The sequence below is a fragment of the Nocardia sp. Root136 genome (assembly GCF_001427185.1).
Taxonomy (GTDB): domain Bacteria; phylum Actinomycetota; class Actinomycetes; order Mycobacteriales; family Mycobacteriaceae; genus Nocardia; species Nocardia salmonicida.
Genome location: NZ_LMFE01000001.1, coordinates 83,448 through 106,473, shown reverse-complemented (window position 1 = coordinate 106,473; position 23,026 = coordinate 83,448). Strand labels below are relative to the sequence as shown.

The following is a 23,026-nucleotide window of genomic DNA, read 5'->3' as shown; positions in this document are numbered from 1 at the left end:
CTACCCACTGATCCTGGAGCCGGCGTCGAATCCCCACAGCGCCAACGTCATCAACAGATTCACCGAGATCATCACGGTGATGCTCGCGCGCATCGCCCGACCTGCCGCGACACCGACTCCTTGCGGCCCGCCGCGCGCGTAGTAGCCGAAGTAGCACTGGATCGTGGTGGTGATGGTGACGAACACGATCGCCTTCAACAGCGAGAACACGACGTCGGTGCCGCTGAGCACCAGGTCGAAATAGTGGGCGTAGGTTCCGAACGATTGTCCGCCGACGAGCCCGACGAACAGCTCGACGGCGAGGTAGTCCGCGGCCAGCGCGGCCAGGTACAAGGGGATCACCGCCACGATCGAGGCGATCAACCGCGTCGAGACCAGGAAGGGGATCGGGCGGATCGCGATCGCGTCGAGGGCGTCGATCTCCTCGGCGATCCGCATCGCGCCGAGTTGGGCGGTGAACCGGCACCCCGCCTGCGCGGCGAAGGCGATCGACGCCATGATCGGAGCGAGTTCACGGGTCGCCGCGGTCGCGGCGATCATTCCGGTCGCGGGCTCCATGCCGAGCAGCTTCAACGCGTTGAAGCCCTCGATGCCGACGATCCCGCCCGCGGCGGCGCCCAGGATGATCATCACTCCCGCCGTTCCACCGCCGACGATGAGCGAGCCGTTACCCCAGGTCACATCGGACAGGATGCGCAGGGATTCGCGGCTGTAGTGGCGCAGGGCAACGGGTATCGAGACCACCGCGCGCACGAAGAAGGTGAACATATGCCCGAATCGGATGACACCGTGCCACGGCCCGGCCGCCACTCTGAGCGCGACCCGCACTCCGGGAGGGCGATACACGCTGGCCATTACAGGGTCGTCCTCGGGAACAGCATCGTATAGATCTGGGTGAATCCGAGATTGACGACCATCAGCACCACGATCGACGCCACCACGGCGGCATTGACCGAATTCGCCACGCCACCTGGCCCACCCCGGGTGTTGAGGCCCTTCTCGCACGCGATGACGACGACGATCACGCCGAACACCGCGGCCTTGACCATCGCCAGGTACAGATCACCGGAGGTGGCGAAGGAGGAGAAGGTCGCCATGTAGCTGCCCGGAGTTCCGTCCTGGACATAGACATTGAACAGATAGCCGGCCAGAAATCCGACAAAACAGCTGACTGCGGTGAGCGCCATCGCGATGAGGATCCCGGCGGCCAGTCGCGGCACCACGAGCCTGCGCAGCACCGAGACCCCCATCACCTCCATGGCGTCGATCTCCTCGCGGATCTTGCGCGAGCCCAGATCGGCGCACAGCGCCGAACCCACCGCTGCCGCCAGCAGAATCGCGGTGACCAACGGCGCCGACTGTCGGATCACGGCCAGGCCGCTCGCGGCACCGGCCAGTGCCGTCGCACCGACTTGTCCTGCCAGCAAACCGAATTGGATGGACAGGGTCGCACTGATCGGCACCGCCACAGCCACCGTCGGCAGCAGGGAGGTCTTCACCATGAACGCCGCCTGCGTGACGAATTCGTCGAAGGGAAAGCGCCGCGCCACGATGTCGGTGGCGAGATAGCGGAATGCGTCCCGGCCGAGTTCGACCTGTCTTCCGACGGTGTGCAGCGAGGCGATCGGGTGTCGCCGGGAGTATTGCTTCGACCAATCCTTGATCTCGGTGACCGCGGATGCGTTGGGTTCCACAGCGAACCTCCTCTTTCCGGTGTAGATGTCTCGCTAGCGCGGTGTGGGCGCGGCGAGTTCGCGAAGAGAGGACAGGAACAGTTCGTCCATGTGCGGGCTCAGTTCGCTCAGGGTCGCGGCGTTGGCATGGCCCGCGGATCCGAAGACGCGTGCGAGGGCGTCGGCGGGCGTGGTGGAGCCGATGGACAGGCACAGGCAGGCCACGCCCTCGGCGCGCAGCTCCTCGAGTGCCTTCGCGGCATCCGCTTCGGCGTAGCGACCCTCGTAGCCGTCGTCGTAGGGACAGCCGTCCGACAGCACGACCAACAGCCGATTCTGCGTACCCGCTTGATTTTTGAGAATCTCGCCCGCGCCGCGGATGCCTGCGCCCAGACGGGTGTAATTCGAGGGCTGAAGCTGATTGAGTCTGGCTCGTCCGACGGCGCCGAACCGCTGATCGAAGGTTTTGATCGCGGGCAGGTACACCGCGTGGCGGCCCTCGGAGCGGAAGGCGTACACCGCGACACGATCGCCGAGCTCTTCGAGCGTGACGGCCATGGTCGCGGCCGCTCGCCGCTGATGTTCGTGCACGGACAGGCCCTCCAGATCGGCATCGGTGGCCGATCCGGACGCATCCAGCAGGATCATCACGCCGAGATTGCGCTCGAGCTTGCGGTGTTCGAGGTACACGTTCTCCGGGCGCGAGTATCCCGAACGCAGATCGACGAACAGATCGATGAGCGCCTCGATATCGAGTTCGTCACCATCGGGGCGCCCGCGCAGCACCTTCGGGCCAAGGCCCACCCGAGCCAGCCGCCGTCTGAGCACATCGTCTTCGGGCACACGTGCGGCCGAGATATCCGTGGGGACCGTCAGCGGGAAATCGACGACTCGGCACCATTGCGGTTTGTAGCGGTCGTTGAATACGTCCCACTCGGGATAGAGGGCACCGCCGATTCCGGCGGCGGCGCCGGGCTTGTCGGCATCGGTGAACTTGATCCGGGTGGGCAGCGGCCGGGCATTCGGTCCGACCATCCGCGCCCGGCGCACCGCACTGACCGGCGCTTCGGCGCCGGCGGGCCCGTCTCCGTCGGACCGTGAGTTGCCCATCGTCTTGCGGAAGAAATCCATCACCGACTTGCCGCTGAAGAGGGGATTCTCGAAGAGTTTGAGAATCTTGCTCTCCTCGGACTTCTCGACGTTGTCCTCGACCTCGTCGTCGGCCTCGGGTATCTCGCTGAGATCGAATTCCAGGCGCAGCTCTCGGTCGCTCGCTCGCCCGCCCGGGCCAGGATCCGACGCCACCAACTGGGAGGGTTTGATGGTGCCGAACCACTCCGGTGGCTCGTCGACTTTCCGCTTTCCCTTGGCCGCCGCGAGTGATTCCGCGGCGCTCGCTGTACTCGGTTCTCCCTCGAGATCGAGTCCGGCGGCGAGTGGAAGCCGCCCAGCCAGTTCGGCGAGCACCCGATGGCCTTCGAGGGCCAGGTAGCGCCGCGCTGTCGATGGACGCCCCCGCAGTGACTTCACCAGTGCCGGATCCAGGCTCCCGGCACCGAGCAGCGCGCTCTGCACGAGTACTTCGCGACGCTGCTCGGTGCCGGTGCCGGTACCGTCGCCCGAAACGAACACGATCTGCCCATTCGTATACGGCGTCCCGCCCGCCGGCAGCTCTGCGATACCCACAGACCTGCCGGCGAGGTAGGTGGCGAGGAGCCGGTATCGCTCCGGCCCGCTCGGATCCTTGTCGATCATGGCCGCGGCAGCACAGCGTCGACGAGTTCGCCGAGGGCGGCAACGATATCCGCGTCATCGGACAGCGCCTGCACCACCGCCGATTGCACGGCGGTGCGTAGGTTCAGCCCGCCCGCGACGAGGCCACCGGCGAGGATCAGCATTCGCGTGGAGGACACCTCGCGCAGCGGCGAGTTGTCCAGGTTGCGGATGGCGCTGCCGACCGCGACCAGTGCCCGCGCGGTCTCCTCGTCGACCCCGGCTTCGTGGGCGATCACCTCGCGCTCGATCTCGGGGGGCGGGAAGCCGAGTTCGATAGCGACGAATCGCTGCCGAGTCGACTCCTTCAGATTCTTCAGAACGCTCTGGTAACCAGGGTTGTAGGAGATCACCAGCTGGAACCCGGGTGCAGCGGGCAATGTCACCCCGAGCCGGTCGACCGGAAGTTCGCGGCGGTGATCGGCGAGCGGATGGATCACCACGGTGGTGTCCTGGCGCGCCTCCACGACCTCGTCCAGATAGAAGATGGCGCCCGACCGCACGGCGCGCGTCAACGGACCGTCCACCCAGACCGTTTCGCCGCCCTTGAGCAGGAAACGGCCCACCAGATCCGCCGAGGTCATGTCCTCGTGGCCGGCGACGGTGATCAGGTCCCGGCCGAGCTCCGCGGCCATGGTTTCCACGAAGCGGGTCTTACCGCAGCCCGTGGGGCCCTTGAGGAGAAGCGGGAGCCCGCCGACGGCCGCCGCGCGAAACACCGCTACTTCGTCACCGACCGCGCGGTAGAACGGTGCCTGCGGAACGTCGAGTACAGCGCTGGATCGACTGGTCATGTCAGTTTCCTTTGTCGGTGTCGGCGAAGGGAATGATCTTCGGCAGCTCCGCACCGTCGGGCAGGACGAGTTTGCCGGTCGAATCTATGTAGCCGCTGTGCCGGAAGGGAACCGGCAGATCAGGATGGGGGCAGAGCCGGTCGGTTCCTTCGCCGCAGATACCCATGTTGAAGTACGAGCGCTTCTGGATATCCTCGGGCCACGGATCGGTGTGCAGGGCGAAGAATTGAGCGGGAAGGTTGTAGCCCACGAAGAAGAATGTGCTGACGGCCGCGAAGATCGCGAGGAAGCGCGTGAACTGTTGCCTGACGAATCCGCCGTGGATCTGATCCAGGCCACGCTCGACGATGGTCCGACCACGGTCGTCGGTGAAATAGCGCAGCGAGCAGAGGCCGGCCTGAACTCCGCCCCACATGAGCCCTTCGTACAGCGGCCACTGATAATAGGTGCCGGCGTTGATCGACCATGCCTGGAGTGCGCCGGGGTAGGTGAAAAGACCCATCGGCATCAGGAACAAACCTTCGATGACGAGATCGAAGAAGAATGTCCAGACGAGCAGCACGCCGATCAATCCCATAGTGCTGATATTCGGGAACCGCTGCTTGGTCTTTCGCATCACCCAGCATCCGAGAATCGTGCACAGCAGGACGCCGTAGGAGTAGCCCGGTGCGTTCATCAGGATCGGTTCGGCCATCATGGCGCCTGGTTCGCCATAGGATTGCCAGCCCGGCACATCCTGCACCCACGAGCCCCTGTTGAACATCCAGGTGTTGTACGTACTCCACGTATTGAAGTAGTTCAGCAGTGGATCCTGGAAGAACATCAGGCCGCAGGCCACGAACAGCATGCCGTCGAGGGTTATTCGCCGCTCCCGTAGCCACGGCCGGATGATGAAGAAATACATGCCGATCGGCAGACCGAGAAGAATCACCGCGGTCCAGACGGTGAGAATCACCTTCATGAAAGTCGGCGGATCGCTCGGTCCTGTGGGCACGCGTTCGAAATTGGGGCCGGTGATCCAGCGCAGCCACACATATATCTGCAGGGCGAGAATCAACCCGCCGAGGGTGGCCCAGATCTTGACCGCATTGCTGGTCGATTGAACTTTCGCGCCGAGGGTGGCCACGTTGCCGAGCGGCTCGGTGACGGTGGTGCCCTTTTTCGGCTCCGACGGTCCGCTCACAGCGCACCTCCTCGGTGAATGGTCGGGGTCCGACGCGCGTCGATACGCTCGAAATTCGGAATGGAATCGGCGATGGCCGTGGAAGTCGATGAGGGAGTCATCGGTCACTCTCCTGAAGTATCCGTACGACTCGAAATATACCACTGAGAATCTGAGATACTAGGGGGTTTCTAAGATTCGTGGCATAATCGCTGATATGGCTGAGCGTTGGACCCGAGAGCGGAGACTCGAGCACACCAGGGGGCTGCTCCTGGAGGCCGCCGAAGAAGTATTTGCCGAAAAGGGTTTCGCGGCGGCAACACTCGATGACATCGCCCACGCCGCCGGCTACACCAAAGGCGCGATCTACAAGCACTTCGCCACCAAGGAAGAACTGTTCCTCGGGGTGAACGATCGATACATGCAGCGCTACTTCGATACCTTCACCGAGGTGCTGGCGGCCGCCTCGAGTGTGGGAACCGAAGAGTTGGACCGAGTCGGTGAGCTGTGGCGCCGGCTGGGCGCCGACCGCGGTACCGACCATGCCGCCCTCGGTATGGAATTCACCCTGTATCTGCTGCGCAACCCCGAGGTTCGGGCACGGGTGGCAGTCCGGCGGGAAGAGACCGTAGAAGCTCTGGGGCAGTTCATCATCGAGAATCTCGACCGATTGGGCGCGACCACGCTGATCCCGCCGATGACGATGGCGAGGGTGCTCATCCACACGACGCCCTCCGTCGTACTCGGCACCGAACTCGACAGCGTCGACCTCTACGGGCCGATTCTCGAGATGTACATGTCGGCTATCAAGCTGCCCTGACCGCGCATCCCTGCCTCCGCCCCGATCGCTCACGAGCTGCGGATTCCGCTCGGCGGGGCGGCAGCGCGGGCGGAATCGATGTGCGGCACTGTGGCATTCGTCGACGAGCGAATCGAGAGCGACACCGTGTCGAGGTAGCCTTCGAGACCCTCGGTTCCGAACTCGCGGCCGATGCCGCTGTTCTTGACTCCGCCGAACGGTGCCACCGGATCCATGCTGTAGGGCTCGTTGATGCCGAGGGTGCCCGCGCGCACTCGGCGGGCGATCGCCGTGGCGCGCTCGATGTCGGATGACCACACCGAACCCGACAGCCCGTACTCGCTGTCGTTGGCGAGGTGGACCGCGTGTTCGTCGTCGGTGTAGGCGATCACGCTCAGAACGGGACCGAAGATCTCCTCCTGCGCGATCCGCATCGAGTTGTCCACGTCGGCGAACAGGGTGGGCCGGACGTACCAGCCGTGCTCGACGCCCTCGGGCAGGTCGGTGCCGCCGACGATCAGACGGGCTCCTTCGCGCTGCCCCAAGTCGATGTACTCCAGAACCCGCTGCTGTTGGCGGTGCGAGACCATCGGACCGATTCGGGTCGCTGGATCGAACGGGTCTCCGACCGTGAGGTTTTCGATCACGCTCGCCAGCGCGTCGACGAATTCGTCCCGGCGGCGGTGGGGGACCAGCACGCGGGTCTGGGCGACGCAGGCCTGTCCGCTGTTCATCAGCCCGGCCACCATCATGCCGGTGGCCACGGCGTCGGGATCGGCGTCGTCGAGCACCACCGCGGCGGATTTGCCGCCGAGTTCGAGGCTGACCCTGCGCAGTGCCGCACCGCATACTTCGGCGACCTGCCTACCCGCCCCGGTGGATCCGGTGAACGAGACCTTGTCCACGCCCGGGTGCGAGACCAGGTACCGGCCGACTTCGCGCCCCGCGGGCAGGATGCTGACCACCCCGGGGGGCAACCCGACCTGGTCGAGGATCTCGGCCATATGGTGCGCGTCCAGCGCCGTCTCCGGAGACGGCTTGAGCACCACCGTACATCCGGCGAGCAGCGCCGGAATCAACTTCCCCACGAGCAGGAACATCGGCATGTTCCAAGGAATGATCGCGGCCACGACCCCGACGGGTTCGTGGCCGACGACCACGTCACGGCCGAGGAACCCCGCTCTGGTCTCCTGCCAGCGGTAACCGGCGGCGATGTCGGCGAAGGCGCTGATCATGATGCCGGGCAGCTTGGCGTGCGCCGAGCGCGAGAAGGTGATCGGCGCACCCATTTCGGTGGTGATCAGTTGTGCGAGTTCGTCTTCACGTGCGCGGTAGCACCGCGCCAACTCGCGGACGATCGCCACGCGCGCCTGTGGGTCCATACGAGGCCATGGCCCCGTGTCGAACGCCTCGCGCGCAGCCGCGACCGCACGATCGACATCCGCGGTCGTCGGGTCGGCGACCCGCGCGATGACCTGCTCGGTGTGCGGCGAGATCACCTCGATCGTCTCGCCGGCGGCGGGGTCGACCCATTGCCCACCGATATAGAGCTGATGACGTGGCGACATTGCTACCTCGGATCTGATGCGCATTCGAGTTGCGGGCGAACGGTTTTCACGGCTTCTTGTGGACGCGGCCGTCCTTCATCACGAACCGCACATCGTCGAGAGTGGTGATGTCGACGGTGGGGTCGCCGGAGACGGCGATGATGTCGGCCAGCAATCCAGGTGCCAGCCGCCCACGGTCGTCGACGCCGATCAGTTCGGCGCTGGTGATCGTGGCCGCGCGCAGCGCCTGCGCCGGTGTCATGCCGCGGTCTACGAGTGCCCACAGTTCTTTGGCATTGCTGCCGTGCGGGACCGCGGGCGCGTCGGTGCCACAGGCGATCTTGACCCCGGCACGGATCGCCTTGCGCAGCGTCTCACGCGCCCGAGGAAAGACCTCGGCGGCCTTCTTCTGCAGTGCCGGAGCGGCTTTGGAGACATCGAGGCCCTCCGACAGATAACTCGTCGGTACCAGATATGTGCCCTGCTCCACCATCAGCGCGATGGTGTCGTCCTCGGCGAGGGAACCGTGCTCGATGCAGTCGACCCCGGCCCGCAGGCAGGCGCGGATTCCGGCGTCACCGTGGGCGTGCGCGGCGACGCGCACACCGGCGCGGTGCGCTTCGTCGACGATCGCGGCCAGCTCCTCGTCGGAGTACTGCTGTGCTCCGGCGACGGTGCCGTGCGACATCACCCCGCCCGATGCCGAGATCTTGATGACCTCGGCACCGTATTTGATCTGGTAACGCACAGATTCGCGGACCTGCGGCACGCCGTTGGCGCGGCCTTCCTCCACCGTGATCGGCATGATGTGCGGGGCGAGCCGCTGAAACATCGTGGGATCGAGGTGGCCGCCGGTCGGCGTGATGGCGTGTCCGGCCGAGACGATGCGCGGGCCTTCGAGCCAGCCCTGTTCGATCGCGCGGTGCAGATCCACATCGAGCAGATAGCCACCGGTCTTCACCATCAGACCGAGATTGCGGACCGTGGTGAAACCGGCGTGCAGGGTGACGCGGGCGTTCACCGAGGCGCGCAATGTTCGATACACCGGGTCGTCTTGCACACCGTGCATCGGGTTCGGCAACCCCGAGGGAGTGTCGGGCCCGCCGATGAGCAGGTTGACCTCCATATCCATCAATCCGGGCAGCAGCGTGAGCTCACCCAGATCGATGACCTGCGCGCCCGCGGGTACCTCGACCGGATTGATCGCGGTGATCCGGTTGCCGTCCACGACGATCACCGCCGGCGTGTGCCGCTGCCCGGTCTCGACCTCGACCCACGCCGCGGCACGCAGCACGACGACCTGCCCGCTCATAGGCTCGGCTCGATGACACAGGTCAACGACGCGGCCCCGGTGTCGGGTATGCGCGGCTGTCGCCACACTTCGACGGGGAAGGACACCTGAATCATCGAATACAGCAGGTACATCAGGTTCTTCGCGTCCTCGGGCATATCGTCGATCGAGAACTTGTCGCAGTAGGTGAGCGCGTCTTCGGCCCGCGCCGCGATCACGTCGTAGAACCGTTGCATGTCGGCCATCGTGGAATTCAGGCGCTGGTCGTTGCGTTCGGTTTCGGAGGGCAGACACCACACCGAGGCGAACTGCTCGAGGTCGGCGAATTCGGCCGGCAGTAGAGGTGTGCTCATCGCTTGGCCTCCGTGCCCTCGCGCTGATAGTCGCCGACCCAGTCCGCCGCGACCTTGTGCAGGTGCCGAAGCAGGATTTCCTGGTCGTTGAGCTGGAATGTGGTGACCGCGCGGGATTCGAGCATGAGCTGGGTCGCCTCCAGCGTCGAAGAATCCTGCAGCCCATACTCTTTGAAGGTGACCGCGGCCATTTCGTGGGCGACGCGGTCGCGCGGGGTGCGGGCGGGCGTGAAGTACAGGTTGCCCTCGAAGATGTGCGTATTGTGCGAGGTCGGCCAGTACTGGTAGGTGAGATACCAACCCCCGGACCAGATGAGAATGGTGAAGTTCGGCCACAGCTGGAACGAATCCAGCCCCCAGGGTTCGCAGCCCGCGGGGTTGAGCCCGGCCGGCATCGGACCGAGATCCGGGACATCCCACGGACCGAACAAGCCACTGCGGGTGATGTCTTCCATCGGTTTACGCATCGCGGCGTCGAGTTCCCAGGTCACCACACCGGAGGTGCTGACCAGCCGATGCGGTCCGTCGAGCTGGTAGTGCGGTGCTTCGAATCCGGCCTGCTGCGCGGCGACGGAGAAATTATCCGGCGTCTGCTTTCCGTGCAGGATCGGTGCGTGGTAGAACTCCTGGAAAGCGTCCAGGTAGAGCTTCCAATTGGCGCCGACCTCGGCCCGGTAGGAATAACGTTCTGTCAGTTGGTCGAACGGGTATCCCTCGAGACCTGTCACCATCGGGCCGAGGAACTCTCGCAGTGTCTGACGCGGTTGCGCGGCCAGATTGACGAAGATGAATCCCGACCACACCTCACAGTGCACGCGCGCGAGCCCGAGGTTGTCCTTGTCCAGGTCGAAGAACTCGCCTTCCTGCTGCACGAAACTCAGCGAGCCGTCGAGTCCGTAGCGCCAGCCGTGGTACTTGCAGGTGAACTGGCGACACGTACCGGCGGTTTCCTCGCGGGGAAACTCGTTCCACACCAGCTTGTTTCCCCGATGCCGGCAGATGTTGTGGAAGGCGTTGACGCTGCCGTCGCGATCGCGCACCAGGATGATCGAGGAATGCGCGGCGTGGATCTCCCTGGTGAAATAGCTGCCGGTGCGCGGCAGTTGTTCGATGCGACCGACATTGAGCCAGGCACGTTTGAAGATCGCGTCGCGCTCGAGTTCGAAGAACTCCGGGGAGATCGAGTCCTCGTAGGACATCGGGTCGGTCCCGAGTTCTGGGTAGTGCTGAGTCCAACTACCCTCTGCGGGTTTGGGCCAACGAGCCATGATGTTCTCCTGAAAGGCTGTATCGGTGGGCTATTCGATCGGTTCTTCACCGAGCACCGTGGTGCGCAACATCTCTCGCGGAGAACCTGCCGGGTACGGCGCGGCGCGATGGATGACCCCACGGTTGTCCCAGATCACGGTGTCGCCGACAGCCCAGGTGTGCCGGTAGACGCGGTCGGGAGCGGTGCAGCGGCCCAGCAGTCCGTCGAGCAGTGCCCGGCTATCGTCGGCGGGCATCCCGACGACGTGGTCGGTCGAGGCGCCGAGGACCAGCGATCGGCGTCCGGATTTGTGGGTCCAGATCAGTGGGTGCTCTTTGGTCGGACGTCTGCGCCACGCCACCAGTTGGTCCGGTGTCGGGTCCGCGGTCACGCCACGCTGCGACGCTTCGAGTGAATGCACCACACGCAGGGACCGCAGAGATGTTCGTTCCGCGGCGGTCAAGTCGTCGAAAGCCTTGTAGGTGCTGGCGAATTCGGTCTCACCGCCGCTGGCGGCGACGGCCTTGGCCGTGAGCACGGTCGCCATCTGTGGATACGCGTCGTCTTCGGGCGTGCAGCCGTCGATGTGCCAGTCGAAGGTCGCGCGCAGGTAGCTCGCCGACGAGTTCTTGGCGGCGTCGAGGCTGACCCGATAGATGCCCTCCACCGGATGATGTCCGGGTGAGGTATCCACCTGCCCGAGCGTGCGGCAGAACGCTACCTGGGTTTCCGGGTCGAGATGCAGATCACGAAAGACCAGCACCCCGTTCTCCTCGAGGGCTGTCATCACGGCCTCGGCGACGCGGTCATCGTCGAGCAACTGCTCGCGGCGTACGCCGATGACCTCTGCTCCGACGGCGTGCCCGAGTTTCTCGATGGTAATCGTCATGGTGGAGTTCCTTCGTGTCCTACGGCCAGGGCCCTGTGACGCGTGCGAGTTCTGCGTCGGCGCTGTCGACGGGCTTGGGTTGTTGGAAGATCTCGACTGCCATCGCGACCATGACCAGCGAATACACCAGATGAAGCAGGTGTATGGCGTCCTCGGGTAATTCCTCGAGGGGGAATTTGTCGCAGTAGGCGATAGCGTCCTCGACACGCGGAAAGCACGCGTCATAGAAGCCGATCAGCTCTTGCATGGGACTGGCAAGGCGGCGGGCGTAGCGTTCGGATTCGGTCTTCAGACACCACGTGACGGCGAACCGTTCGAGGTCGGCGAAGGCAGGCGGCAGCATTGTCGATGTCATCGCTCACCGGCTCCGGTGAGATCGTGGCGGTACTCATCGACCCAGTCGGCGACGACCTTGTGGAAATGACGCACCAGGATTTCCTGATCATTGACCGGGAAATGAGTCATGCCGGCCGTGCGATATGCCGATTCGAGCGCGGTCTGTGTGCCGGTGAGCATGCCGGCGTCTTGGAGGGCGAACTCTTTGAACACCACCGAGGCGACCTCGTGTTCGACTCGTTCACGGGCCGTGCGTGCAGGTTGGAAGCACAGCATTCCCTCGAACCGGTGGGAGTTGTAGGAGGTCGGCCAATAGCGGTAGAGCAGATACCAGCCGCGATAGATGAGGATCTCGATGTTGGGAAAGATCTGGAAGTTGTCGATACCCCACGGCTCGACCCGACCAGGATTCAAGCCCTTGGGTGGCTCGCCCAGATCCGGCGACTCCCACGGGCCGACCAGGCCGCTGCGGGTGATCCGCTCGATCGGATACATGAACTCCGCCGGCATCGTCCAGCGTCGCGCACCGCCGGTGGAGACCATCCGATGTGGGCCGCCGACCTGGAAATGCGCACACTCGAAACCTTTCCCGGGGGTGCGCACGGCGCTGGGGACCTGCTGCGAATGCAGGCCGGGGACGTGGTAATACTCCTGGAACGCGTCGGCGAACAACTTCCAGTTGCTCTGGTTGTCAGCCTTGAATTCGTACCATTCGGTCATCTTGTCGAACGGATAGCCATCCAGATCGGTGATCATCGGGCCCAGGAATTCGCGCAACGTCTGCCGCGGCGTGGCATCGAGATTGACGAAGATGAATCCGGCCCACACGTCGCAGTGCACCGGAGCCAGACCGAGCTCCGCTTTGTCGAGGTCGAAGAACTCGCCCTCTTGCTGCACGAAGCTCAGGGAGCCGTCGAGTCCGTAGCGCCAGCCGTGGTACTTACAGGTGAACTGGCGGCATGTCCCCGCGGTCTCCTCCCGGGGAAACTCGTTCCAGACGAGTTTGTTGCCGCGATGGCGACACACATTGTGGAACGCGTTGATGGCACCGTCACGATCGCGCACCACGACGATCGACGTGCGCGCGACATCGAGTTCCTTGGTGAAGTAGCTACCGGTCTTCGGCACTTGCTCGACCCGACCCACATTGAGCCAGGCGCGCTTGAAGATGGCCTCGCGCTCGAGTTCGAAGAACTCCGGCGACACCGAATCCTCGAACGACATCATCGATGTACCCAGCTCGGGGTAGTGCTGGGTCCAAGTGCCTTCGGTGGGTCTCGGCCATTGATGGGGCGTAGCCGGTTCGTCTACGACTTTGCTCATGATCGTTCCTCCCGTTCCGGGTCCGGTTGCAGGGCAACACTGTTCAACACCATCGCCAGGCACAGATACGAGCCGGCGACGAACAACAGCTCGATCAGTTGCCGATTGTCGAAATGGAGTTCGAGCTGTGCCCAGGTGGCGTCGTCGACGCGATGCTGATCGAGTAGTTGGTCGGTCATCGCCAGCAGCGAGCGCTGCACCGGCGACCACACCGGTGCTCGCGGTCCGGAGCGCACCCCGACGATCTGCTCCTCGGTGAGGCCGAGGGCCGTGGCGATCCGAACATGCTGTGTCCATTCGTAATCCGACCGGCTGCGCCACGCGACCCGCAGGATCACCAGTTCGCGGTCTCGTGGGTCGACCGTGGGGCGCTCGATCAGCAGGCCGTTGTAAGCCAGCCACGCTCCCGCCAGTTCGGTGTGATGGGCCAGCACCCCGAGAATGCCCGGCATAGCTGGGGCGTCGGGTGCTCCGGAGAGGTACCGATCGGCCGATTTGACGTGTCCGCGGAACACGGCTCGCGTGTTCTCGTCCCACTCCCGTACCGGCAGCGGCGCCAGTCGAGGAACGGTGGAATGTGTCATATCACCGACCCGCCGTTCACTCCGAGGACCTGCCCGGTGATGTAGCCGGCCTGCTCCGAGCACAGGAACACGCACGCAGCGGCGATGTCCTCGCCGGTTCCCAGGTGCCCGACTGGGATCGCCTCGGCCATCCGGGCGCTGTCGGGCAGATGCCCGGCGGCCTGCGACTGGCGCGACATCGGCGTATCGATGCCGGAAGGCGGAATCGTATTGACCGTGATTCCCGCGGCGGCGTATTCGCGCGCCAAGGCCTTGGTCATCGAGAGAACGGCGCCTTTGGACGCGGTGTAGTGCACCATGCCCGGCGAGCCGCGCTGCGCGCTCGACGACGAGATCGTCACGATGCGACCCCAGCCGGCCGCGACCATGTCCGCGACAACGGCTTGGGCGCAGTGGAACACCCCGTTCAGGTTCACGTCGACGACGCGATTCCACGCCTGCGGTGTGATCTCGGTGAACGGCGCGAAATCGACGGAACCCGCACTGGTGACAAGGATTTCGATCGCGCCGAACTCGACGCGAACCTTGCCGATCGCCTCGCGGACCGCGTCGCGATCGGTGACATCGACCGCGCAGGCCATTGCCGTCGCACCGGTGGCACGCAACTGCTCGGCGACTCGCTGCGCGGCCGCGCCGTCGATATCGAGAACCGCGACTCGATGTCCGGAATCGGCGAGCCCCACGCAGATCGACTCGCCCATACCGGACGCTCCGCCGGTCACCACCGCAACCCTGGCTTGTGTCGACCGGCCGCGTACCGGCTCCGAAACCGTAGTGGCTGTGCTGCTCATATCCGTGTTCCTCTGCTCGTCGGCAAGGTGGGCGATCGCCGCCAGGGCGCGATGGCGCCGTCGTCGGCGCGGGGGAGGCACTTCCTCCGTGGAATGGGGTGGTCGCGATGGGCCGGCCGTCGGTGGGCTGCCGCAACGACCGACGAGGTATGTTCCTTATTTAATCGAGTGCTCAATTTGAGCGAGTGATTAAGATATACGTGACGGCGCTCACGACTGTCAAGAGTCGGAATCGCGAACCGGCCTTGCTGACGATCACGGCCCACGCGGCCGTAAACTGGTGAACCCCAACACCGCTGGGCGCCGTCCGATCATGAATCGCGATCCACGCGGCAGGCCGAGCGCCTCTCGCACGACAGACAGGTCTCCATGTGAAGCCCGAGCGCAGCTCTGACGCCGAGAACTCCACCTCCCGCTCCGCACTGCTGGACGCGGCCGAGCACATCATGCTGGAGGAGGGCTACGCCGCCGTCAGCTCACGCCGACTCGGAACCAGAGCCGGGGTGAACCCCGCCCTCGTCTACTACTACTTCGACAACATGGACAACCTGTTCGTCGAGCTTTTCCGGCGAGGGGCCGACCGGAGCTACGAACGTCAGCTACGCGCACTGGAATCAGCGCAGCCGCTGTGGGCGCTGTGGGACTCCATTCATGACCAGTCGCACACCGCTCTGACCATGGAATTCGTGGCCCTGGCAAACCACAGGAAAGCGATTCAGGCCGAGATCGCCGAATCCTCCCGGCGATTCCGCTCGCTCCAACTCGACGCGGTGGCAAAGATCCTCGCCGACTACGGCGCGAGTGCGGTCCGTTACACGCCCGGCGCCCTCGTGCTGCTGATGTCGAGCATCTCCCGCTTTCTTCGGATGGAGGAGGCCTTCGACGTCGACACGGGCCACGCCGACGTCATCGACCTCATCGAGTCGTTCCTGCGTGAGCTCGAAGGGGAGCGTCGGGGTCGGGTGCGGTAGCCCAGCCGCCGGGGGTGAGCGGCGGCTTCGGGCGCTCTTCACTGATTCGTCCGATTCCGGGTCCGAGCCCTCCTCGAGTGGTACCGTCTGCGACCAGTAACACGGTTACTACTCGAGAAAGGCGCCCTCTCGTCGGGGCGACAACAGCACTTATGATCACTTTTTCTGCCCGTGCGCATCGACGCGCCGGACTGATACTGGCTGCCGCGCTGCTGGTGTCGCTGGGCGCGGTGAGCGCGCATTCCGCGCCGCCCGCGACCCGCGCCGACTGTCTGCCCGGTTCGGCGCCCGAATCCGGTTTACAGGGCGACGTCCCCGCCGCCGACCGTGACAGCGGTCGTTCTCGGGACGGATTCCGTTGCAACATGCGCTTACTCGGCGCCGCGGGCGGCCGGGGCGGTGGCATCACCTCGGTGACCTTCGAACACTGCGCCTACGTCGGCACGTTCTTCTCCGGTGATCTGCGGAGTCCGGACGCCGGCGTGCACGTCCTCGACGTGCGCGATCCGGCCGCACCCGTGCGCACCGCCACACTGACCGAACCAGCGATGCTGGCGGGAACCTGGGAGAGTTTGAAGGTCAACAAGACCCGCAAGCTGTTGGTCGGTGCGGGCGTGCCCGCCCTGGTCGGTGCGGGCTTGCTCTCGGTCTACGACATCAGCGACTGCGCGCATCCGCGCCTGCTCAACCCGGGCACCGGGACCGATCTGTCCCTGCCGCTGCCGATCACCGCCCACGAGGGCGGCTTCTCTCCGGACGGCCGCACCTACTGGAGCTCGGGTACCGCGCCCGGCCTACTCAGCGCGGTCGACCTGACCGACCCGGCGAACCCGCGGGTCGTGTGGCAAGGGCTGCCCGGCCTTTCCATGCACGGGATCGGCGTCTCGCCGGACGGCAACCGTCTCTATCTGGCGAACAACATGGGCGGGATGAAGATCCTCGACATCAGCGCGGTCCAGCGGCGCGATCCCGCACCGCAGGTGCCCGAGCTCGCCGATATGACGTGGTCGGATGGTTGGGCGACACAGCACACCGTCCCGGTGACCTACGGGGGAGTGCCCCATGTGTTCGCCGTCGACGAAGCCGGGTCCGGTGGTGTGAAACTCATCGACGTCTCCGACGATCGTCAGCCGCGGATCACCGGCTCGATCAAGCTCGAGATCAACCTGCCCGAGCACCAGGACGCCATGCTCGCTTCGGCGGCGGGCGGGTCGCTGTTCTCCTACGACGCGCACTACTGCGCCGCCGACCGGCCCGCCGATCCCACGGCCTTGGCCTGCGGCTGGACCTCGTCGGGAATCCGCGTCTTCGACGTGCGCGATCCCGGAAAGGTCACCGAGATCGGCTATTTCAACCCACCCGCCCGCACCGGGGACAGTGCCGCACTGTCGAACTCGCCGCACGCGCTCGCCTCGATCATCGGCCTGCCGCTGCTGTCGGCGCCCTCGGTCGCGCAGGCGATCTTGCGGGGCGAATTCGATCCGGAGCAGGCGCTGAGCCCACGGACCGGCACGGTGGCCTTCGGGGACCTGTCGACCGACTGGTGTTTTTCGCCTCCGGAGTGGCGCGGAAATCAGCTCTGGACCACCTGCGCCGACAACGGGTTCCTGGCGCTCGAGCTGTCACCGCAGGTCTACACCCCGCCGCCTGATCAGAACTCGACCACCGGATCATGAGCTGGCGCAGCGGTTTCCGCTTCGCCGCGTTGGGTGCGCTGGCACTGCTGCTGCTCGCGATGGGCGCGGCCCTGCGGCCTGTATTGCCCGCTGACACCACCGCCCCGAGGGTTCTGAGCGAGACCGAAATCGGTTTTGTTCAGGACATGGTGGCCCACCATGGGCAAGCTCTGCTGCTCGCTCAGCGGCTCCACGCCGACGCCGATCCGTTCGTCATCGGCCTGGCCCGGCAGATCGCCGACAGTCAGCGCACCGAACTGGGCATGTTGCTCGGCTGGCTCCGCTTGGCGGGCGCGCCCGTCGTCAACGAGCGCCCGATGGCATGGATGCCGGATTCCGAAGACGGACACCGACATTCGGCTGATCACTTGGCCCGATCGATGCCGGGGACGGCCTCGGCTACCGAGCTGGACGAGTTGGCCGCCGCGCGCGGTGGCCAGGCCGAGATCACTTTCCTGCGCCTGATGCGGCGCCATCACGCCGGCGGCATCGACATGGCGACCGCTGCGGACGCCCTGCTCACCGGCGGTGAGGTCGAACGCTCGGCCCGCGAGATGGTGCGCACCCAGGGGCAGGAGATCGGACTGATGTCCCTACTGCTGGACCGGCGCGGGAACTGACCCGTGCCCCGGACAACACACGATGAAGGTATTGCTATGTCTACGATGACACGCCGTTCACTACTCGGCGGTGCCGCCGCTGCGGGGTTGCTGCTCGCTTCGGCCCGTGGCGCCGCCGCGCAGAACCCGATCGCCGCCCGCACCGGGGGTGTCCCGCTGACCGAGGAGGAGCGTCGGGTGGTGGTGATCGGCTCCGGATTCGGCGGCGGTGTCACCGCGCTACGGCTGGCCCAAGCCGGGGTGCCGGTGCTGCTGCTCGAGCGCGGAAAGCGCTGGGTCACCGGGCCGAACGCGGAGACCTTCCCCCGGGCCACCCAGCCCGACAAACGGTTGCTCTGGCATCGTTCGAGCCCGACGCTGTTCGGTACGCCACTGCTGTTCGAGCCCTATACCGGCCTGGTCGAAGCGGTGCCGGGTGCCGGGATGACGGCACTGTGCGCGGCCGGACTCGGCGGCGGATCGCTGGTCTACCAGGGCATGTCACTGCAGCCGACCCGTGAGGTATTCGAAACCCACTTCCCCGCCGGGCTGGACTGGAAGCGGATGGACGAGGTGTTCTACCCGCGCGTCGCGCGCATGCTCGGCTTGGCCACCGCGCCGGACGAACTGGTCAACAGTGGGCCCTATGCCGCCGCACGGGTTTTCGCCGAGCGAGTCCGCGGCGCCGGAATGCCGCTGTCGAAGATCCCGATGCCGATCGACTGGGACTACGCGCTGGCCGAGCTGCGTGGGGAGATGAAACCGTCCTACACCAACGGTGACGGTGCGATGGGCGTCAACAACGGCGGCAAGCACACCGTCGATGTCACCTACGTCGCCGCCGCCGAGGCGACCGGAAAAGTGGACGTGCAGACCCTGCACGAGGTCACCGATATCGAACGTGCTCCCGATGGCCGCTGGGTGGTGCGCGTCGACCGGGTCGACACCAACGGCGTCGTCCAGGAGAACAAGGTCATCACGACGGGCACGCTCGTACTGTCCGCGGGCAGCCTCAACACCACGCGCCTGCTGGTGCGGGCCGGGGCCACGGGTGCGATCCCGGATCTCCCCGACGCACTGGGCAAGGGCTGGGGCACCAATGCCGACCGCATCTACGTCTGGCGTGATCCGGGCGCGAATTTCGGCTCCCCGCAAGGTGGTCCGGTGGTCTACGGCAGCAAGAACTGGGACGATCCGCGGTCGGCGTTCACCGTCATCCAGGCTTCTCTCCCGCCGCTGTCGCTGGACGCGGGCAGCACCATGTTGGTCGGCTACGGCGTGAGCGAGGGACGCGGCGAATTCGTCTACGACGCGGGTTCCGACGCCGCGACACTGCGCTGGCCGTCCGACGGCGATCGGGCGATCCAGGACGGCCACATCGACCCCGCTGTTCGCCGAATCGCGGGACCGGACGCGCAACTGATCGACACCAACGCGATCTTCCCGTCGACCTGGCATCCGCTCGGCGGCGCGAACATGGACAGTGTGTGCGATCTGGACGGCCGGGTGCTCGGCCAGCGGGGGCTCTACGTGCTCGACGGAGCCCTCATGCCCGGCAACACCGCCGCGTGCAACCCGTCCATGACCATCGCCGCGATCGCCGAACGCGCCTTGGATGTCCTGGTGCGCACTGATGTCGGTGTGGTGATCTGAGCGAGGCGCCGACGCGGATCAGCGCCGGCGGGCCGATCGTCGTCGACCTGTACGGGGACGAACGGCCCGCTCGGCGCGGATACCGCGGTGCTACGCCTGACGTTCCATGGGCGCAGCCGCGGCACGTGCCGCCAGGAAGTCGTCGACGATGCGGGCGCAATCCTGGTGAGTCGAGGCGCGCAAGCCGATGAGCTTCGCGAAAACGAGCGGACCGACCAATTGCGACAGAACGAAGTAGGTGTCGAATTCGCCCAGTTGCCGACGGGCATCGGGGGTATCGAGCACCTGGTCGAACGGCACCCGATACTGGTCGATGATGCGCTGGCTGAGCGAGGTGATGGCCGGATTGTCGGTGTTGCGGTCCGCGCCGGTCGCCAGCCACGCCAATGTCGACACCTGTAGTGGCGCATCACGAATCGCGTCGGCCTGCCGCTCCAGCAAAGTGATGAGCCGATCCCGCAGCGGGCCTCCCGGCGGAGTCTCCACTACCGGTGGCAGCAAACGTTCGATGGTGGCCGCCCGCAGTTGCATCGCATTGTCGAAATGCCGGTACAGGGTTGTTCTGGCGACCTTCGACAACTTGGTGACGCCCTCGATGGTCACCGCCTCCACTCCACCGGCCTGCAACAGGTCGGCAGCGGCATCGAGCAGGCGGGCGCGCGAGCGAGCCTTGCGTGGGTCGACTTCGACGTCGTCGGATCCGCTCATGTAGCCCAGTATTCCTCCGTCCAGGCAGATAACCTCATCGGCCTGCCTCCGGCAGTGTGGTTGTGCTACAAGTTGTAGCGTAGCAATACTAATAGTATCGGAGGCCCGATGGATTCCACCGGAAGTGTGCGATTGTCCGCGGCCCAGCGCTGGCTACTGACACTGTCCTGTCTGGCGGTCGTTCTCGTCACCTCCTCGATGGCGGCGCTGTACACGGCATTGCCGGAGATCGCGGCCGCCACGGGTGCCAGTCAGGCCGAACTCACCTGGATCGTCGACGGGTACACCCTGGCGCTGGCCTGCCTCGTACTGCCTGCGGGTGCGATGGGCGACAGGTACGGGAGGCGGGTGGTCCTCATCGTAGGACTGTTCATCTTCTCGCTCGCCTCGGCGGCGCCGCTGATCCTCGACACCCCGATCTGGCTGATTGCCGCGCGAGCCCTCACGGGAGTCGGCGCCGCGCTGGTCATGCCGTCCACGCTGTCGATGTTGACCGCGGGATTCCCGGCGGAACGGCGAGGCAGCGCGATCGGACTGTGGGCCGGCGTCTCGGGAGTCGGCGCGATTCTCGGTATCCTCGGCTCGGGTATCCTGATCGAAAGTTGGTCCTGGGTCTCTATTTTCGTCGGGATGGCCGTTGCCGGCGCGGTGCTCACGGTGGCAGCCTTCACCGTGCCCGAATCGGTGGACACATCCAGGCCCGCGATGGACCCGCTCGGCGCGGTCACCAGCGCCCTGGCAATCGGCGCGATCGTGGTCGCGGCGATCGAAGTGCCCGCGCGTGGCTGGCTCGATCCGATGGTGATCGCCGCGACCGTGATCGGGCTGACCCTCGCCCTGGCTTTCGTCGTCATCGAGAAGCGGGTCACTCATCCGTTGATCGACATCCGGCTCTTCGCCGACCGAGGCTTCGGTAGTGGCACTGCGATAGTGACATTGCAGTTCCTGGTGACCTTCGGCCTGTTCATGCTGATCGTGCAGCATCTTCAGCTCATCATGGGCTACCGGCCGCTGGTCTCGGCACTGGCGCTTGCCCCGATGGGTATTCCGATGGTGGTGATCTCCGCGTTCGCACCCCGGCTGGCGGAGCGGATCGGATTGCGAATCCCCACTTTCGCGGGGTTGTTGGCAATCGGGGGCGGTCTGCTCATGATCGCGCAAGTCGACGCCCAGACCTCCTACCTGGATCTACTCGGCCCGCTGTTGCTGATGAGCGCGGGGATCGGGTTGTGTACCGCGCCCGCCACAGCCGCGATCGTCGACGGCACCCCGGTGGAGAAGCACGGTGTCGCCGCGGCGGTCAACGACGCGGCCCGCGAAGTCGGCGCAGCGATCGGTATCGCGATAGCGGGCAGTGTGCTCGCGGCGGGTTACGGCCAGCGCATCGCCCCCGCACTGCCCAATCTCCCCGAGGCCGCGCGCGAACCCGTCGGCGACTCACTCGCGGCGGCGCTGCAGGTAGCCGAGCGTGCGGGTCCACAGGCGCAGCCCCTTGTCGATTTCGCGAAGTCCGCGTTCATCCACGGTATGCACCAATCCGCCACAGTGCTGGGCTTTCTGACCATCGGCGCGGCCGTTCTCATCGCCGTCTGGACACCGGGCCGACGCCACGCCGCTGCGCCCGTCGCCACAGGCCCTGACGATTCGCACCGAGAGGTCATCATCGAGTCCGGGGCGAACAGTGGGTCTTCGAGTTCCGAGAGGAGTTGAGGCGCGTTCTGTCCGGCCCTCGGTGGAGATCCAGTGTTGTCGTTCGTCGAAGGCCGCCTGTCGACGTAGGGCACGCTTCTATCGAAAAACGGGTGTCGACGGTGAGAAAATAATAGCCTAAGGCTATATAAACGCAGACTTTGGGCGCGCCTATCGCAGATCTCGGGCACTTCGGTGTATGCCTGGAGAACTGGGATATTTGGGATAAAACGCCTGATTATCCCGTATTTTCTGCCGAAGTCATCGGCCGCCGAACCTTGTGTGTACGGTCTATCCCGTTCAGGCAATCGAGTGCTGTACGTCACGGAGGGGTGCAATCTTGGGGAGGCGAATGTGCAAGTGTTCCGCAGTTCTGACAGGAGCGGTCGGCGCGGGGCTGGTATCGGCGCCGGTGGTATCGGCGTTGCCGACCGCTGAGGTGGCCGTCGGCGACTTCTACAGCACGCCGATGCCATTGCCCGATGTGGCGGCGGGAGCGATCATCCGGACGGAGCCCGCGCATCTGGCCCTGTCTGTTCCGGGTCAGCCGGAGATGATTCCCGCATCGGCGACGCGAATCATGTATCGCAGCAACGACACCCATGACGAGCCGACCGCTGTGGTCGGGAGTTATCTGGATCCCGCAGCGCCATGGACCGGGCCGGGTGAGCGACCCTTGGTCGAGTTCGACGTGCCGGCGTTGTACGCGCTGCTGGCTCGCGGGATGGCGGTCGTGATGACCGGCTACCAAGGTCTCGGCACGCCCGCCGTGGACGATTTCCTCAACCGGAAGTCGCACGGGTATGCCGTGCTCGACGCCGCGCGGGCGGCATCGGCGCTGCCCGGCAACGGCATCGGTGCCGGTGCTCCGGTCAGGCTTAACGGGTATTCCCAGGGCGGTTCGGCCACGGGTGCTGCCGCCGAACTGCAGCTCGGGAATCAGGCCCCGGCTGTGCCGGTGCTCGTAGCGTCGAGCCGCAACGATGACGTAGCGCCGTGCGGCACAGTCCGTTCGACGGTGGAGCAGTGGTGCGCAGCTGGTGCGAACGTCGAACTCGACGCCGACCTCCAAATGCCCGCGATCGCAGGCACCGCCCCTGACCACGTGGTGTCGTTCTTCCCGGGCTGGAAGGGTCGCAGCGATGGATGATCGATCGGCTCGCGGG

22 protein-coding genes are annotated in these 23,026 nt (G+C 65.5%); 7 read left to right on the top strand and 15 right to left on the bottom strand.

Annotation, left to right across the window (positions count from 1 at the left end):
- Genes ASD42_RS00520 through ASD42_RS00500 form a run of 5 tightly spaced genes read right to left on the bottom strand, consistent with a single transcriptional unit; the run spans position 1 to position 5,423 of the window.
- Complete coding sequence (locus ASD42_RS00520; RefSeq protein WP_056809066.1) at positions 1-855, bottom strand: ABC transporter permease; 855 nt, start codon at positions 853-855, stop codon at positions 1-3.
- Positions 855-1,694, bottom strand: a complete 840-nt coding sequence (locus tag ASD42_RS00515; protein WP_235569238.1) for an MlaE family ABC transporter permease — start codon at positions 1,692-1,694, stop codon at positions 855-857. The genes ASD42_RS00520 and ASD42_RS00515 overlap by 1 nt, the downstream gene beginning before the upstream one ends.
- 33 nt (positions 1,695-1,727) lie before the next feature.
- Positions 1,728-3,428 (bottom strand): nitric oxide reductase activation protein NorD, encoded by a 1,701-nt coding sequence (locus ASD42_RS00510; protein ID WP_056809063.1) that lies wholly within the window; start codon positions 3,426-3,428, stop codon positions 1,728-1,730.
- Positions 3,425-4,240 (bottom strand): CbbQ/NirQ/NorQ/GpvN family protein, encoded by an 816-nt coding sequence (locus ASD42_RS00505; protein WP_056809061.1) that lies wholly within the window; start codon positions 4,238-4,240, stop codon positions 3,425-3,427. The genes ASD42_RS00510 and ASD42_RS00505 overlap by 4 nt, the downstream gene beginning before the upstream one ends.
- A 1-nt stretch (position 4,241) precedes the next feature.
- Positions 4,242-5,423 (bottom strand): spirocyclase AveC family protein, encoded by a 1,182-nt coding sequence (locus ASD42_RS00500; RefSeq protein ID WP_056809059.1) that lies wholly within the window; start codon positions 5,421-5,423, stop codon positions 4,242-4,244.
- A 196-nt stretch (positions 5,424-5,619) separates the two neighbouring features.
- Between ASD42_RS00500 and ASD42_RS00495 the strand changes: the two genes are divergently transcribed.
- Positions 5,620-6,222, top strand: a complete 603-nt coding sequence (locus ASD42_RS00495; RefSeq protein WP_056809057.1) for a TetR/AcrR family transcriptional regulator — start codon at positions 5,620-5,622, stop codon at positions 6,220-6,222.
- Between the two features lie 29 nt (positions 6,223-6,251).
- Here the strand turns inward: ASD42_RS00495 and ASD42_RS00490 are convergent, their stop codons facing one another.
- The 9 genes from ASD42_RS00490 to ASD42_RS00450 are packed head-to-tail and all read right to left on the bottom strand — an operon-like array spanning position 6,252 to position 14,564.
- Positions 6,252-7,769: an aldehyde dehydrogenase gene (locus ASD42_RS00490; protein WP_084786972.1), complete on the bottom strand. Its 1,518-nt coding sequence runs from the start codon at positions 7,767-7,769 to the stop codon at positions 6,252-6,254.
- A gap of 46 nt (positions 7,770-7,815) precedes the next feature.
- The gene (locus ASD42_RS00485; protein WP_056809055.1) at positions 7,816-9,060 is read right to left on the bottom strand and encodes a metal-dependent hydrolase family protein; all 1,245 of its coding nucleotides are present in this window, start codon (positions 9,058-9,060) and stop codon (positions 7,816-7,818) included.
- Complete coding sequence (locus ASD42_RS00480) at positions 9,057-9,392, bottom strand: hypothetical protein (protein ID WP_056809053.1); 336 nt, start codon at positions 9,390-9,392, stop codon at positions 9,057-9,059. Before ASD42_RS00480 ends, ASD42_RS00485 begins: the two co-directional genes overlap by 4 nt.
- Entirely contained in the window at positions 9,389-10,660 is a 1,272-nt protein-coding gene (locus ASD42_RS00475; RefSeq protein ID WP_056809052.1) for an aromatic ring-hydroxylating oxygenase subunit alpha, read from the bottom strand. The genes ASD42_RS00480 and ASD42_RS00475 overlap by 4 nt, the downstream gene beginning before the upstream one ends.
- Positions 10,661-10,690: 30 nt before the next feature.
- Positions 10,691-11,530 (bottom strand): TauD/TfdA dioxygenase family protein, encoded by an 840-nt coding sequence (locus tag ASD42_RS00470; protein WP_056809048.1) that lies wholly within the window; start codon positions 11,528-11,530, stop codon positions 10,691-10,693.
- A 19-nt stretch (positions 11,531-11,549) separates the two neighbouring features.
- Positions 11,550-11,873: a hypothetical protein gene (locus tag ASD42_RS00465; protein ID WP_413232890.1), complete on the bottom strand. Its 324-nt coding sequence runs from the start codon at positions 11,871-11,873 to the stop codon at positions 11,550-11,552.
- 8 nt (positions 11,874-11,881) lie between these two features.
- On the bottom strand, positions 11,882-13,189 hold the full coding sequence (locus ASD42_RS00460; protein ID WP_056809045.1) for an aromatic ring-hydroxylating oxygenase subunit alpha: 1,308 nt from the start codon (positions 13,187-13,189) through the stop codon (positions 11,882-11,884).
- Positions 13,186-13,773 (bottom strand): carboxymuconolactone decarboxylase family protein, encoded by a 588-nt coding sequence (locus ASD42_RS00455; protein ID WP_056809043.1) that lies wholly within the window; start codon positions 13,771-13,773, stop codon positions 13,186-13,188. Before ASD42_RS00455 ends, ASD42_RS00460 begins: the two co-directional genes overlap by 4 nt.
- Positions 13,770-14,564, bottom strand: coding sequence for an SDR family NAD(P)-dependent oxidoreductase (locus tag ASD42_RS00450; protein ID WP_056809041.1), 795 nt, complete (start codon positions 14,562-14,564; stop codon positions 13,770-13,772). Before ASD42_RS00450 ends, ASD42_RS00455 begins: the two co-directional genes overlap by 4 nt.
- 371 nt (positions 14,565-14,935) lie before the next feature.
- On the opposite strand from ASD42_RS00450, the gene ASD42_RS00445 reads away from it, so the two are divergent.
- The 4 genes from ASD42_RS00445 (at position 14,936) to ASD42_RS00430 (ending at position 19,463) form a co-directional block, all read left to right on the top strand.
- Positions 14,936-15,535, top strand: coding sequence for a TetR/AcrR family transcriptional regulator (locus tag ASD42_RS00445; RefSeq protein ID WP_056809039.1), 600 nt, complete (start codon positions 14,936-14,938; stop codon positions 15,533-15,535).
- Between the two features lie 152 nt (positions 15,536-15,687).
- Positions 15,688-17,211: an LVIVD repeat-containing protein gene (locus tag ASD42_RS00440; protein WP_056809036.1), complete on the top strand. Its 1,524-nt coding sequence runs from the start codon at positions 15,688-15,690 to the stop codon at positions 17,209-17,211.
- A complete protein-coding gene (locus ASD42_RS00435) occupies positions 17,208-17,831 on the top strand; it encodes a DUF305 domain-containing protein (protein ID WP_056809034.1) in 624 nt (207 codons plus the stop codon). Before ASD42_RS00440 ends, ASD42_RS00435 begins: the two co-directional genes overlap by 4 nt.
- Before the next feature lie 36 nt (positions 17,832-17,867).
- Complete coding sequence (locus tag ASD42_RS00430; RefSeq protein ID WP_056809033.1) at positions 17,868-19,463, top strand: GMC oxidoreductase; 1,596 nt, start codon at positions 17,868-17,870, stop codon at positions 19,461-19,463.
- A gap of 90 nt (positions 19,464-19,553) precedes the next feature.
- Here ASD42_RS00430 and ASD42_RS00425 read toward each other — a convergent pair whose 3' ends face one another.
- Complete coding sequence (locus tag ASD42_RS00425) at positions 19,554-20,171, bottom strand: TetR/AcrR family transcriptional regulator (RefSeq protein ID WP_056809031.1); 618 nt, start codon at positions 20,169-20,171, stop codon at positions 19,554-19,556.
- Positions 20,172-20,279: 108 nt separating this feature from the next.
- Between ASD42_RS00425 and ASD42_RS00420 the strand changes: the two genes are divergently transcribed.
- Complete coding sequence (locus tag ASD42_RS00420; protein WP_063893535.1) at positions 20,280-21,881, top strand: MFS transporter; 1,602 nt, start codon at positions 20,280-20,282, stop codon at positions 21,879-21,881.
- 331 nt (positions 21,882-22,212) lie between these two features.
- On the top strand, positions 22,213-23,010 hold the full coding sequence (locus tag ASD42_RS00415; protein ID WP_084465270.1) for a lipase family protein: 798 nt from the start codon (positions 22,213-22,215) through the stop codon (positions 23,008-23,010).
- The last annotated feature ends 16 nt before the right edge of the window (positions 23,011-23,026 follow it).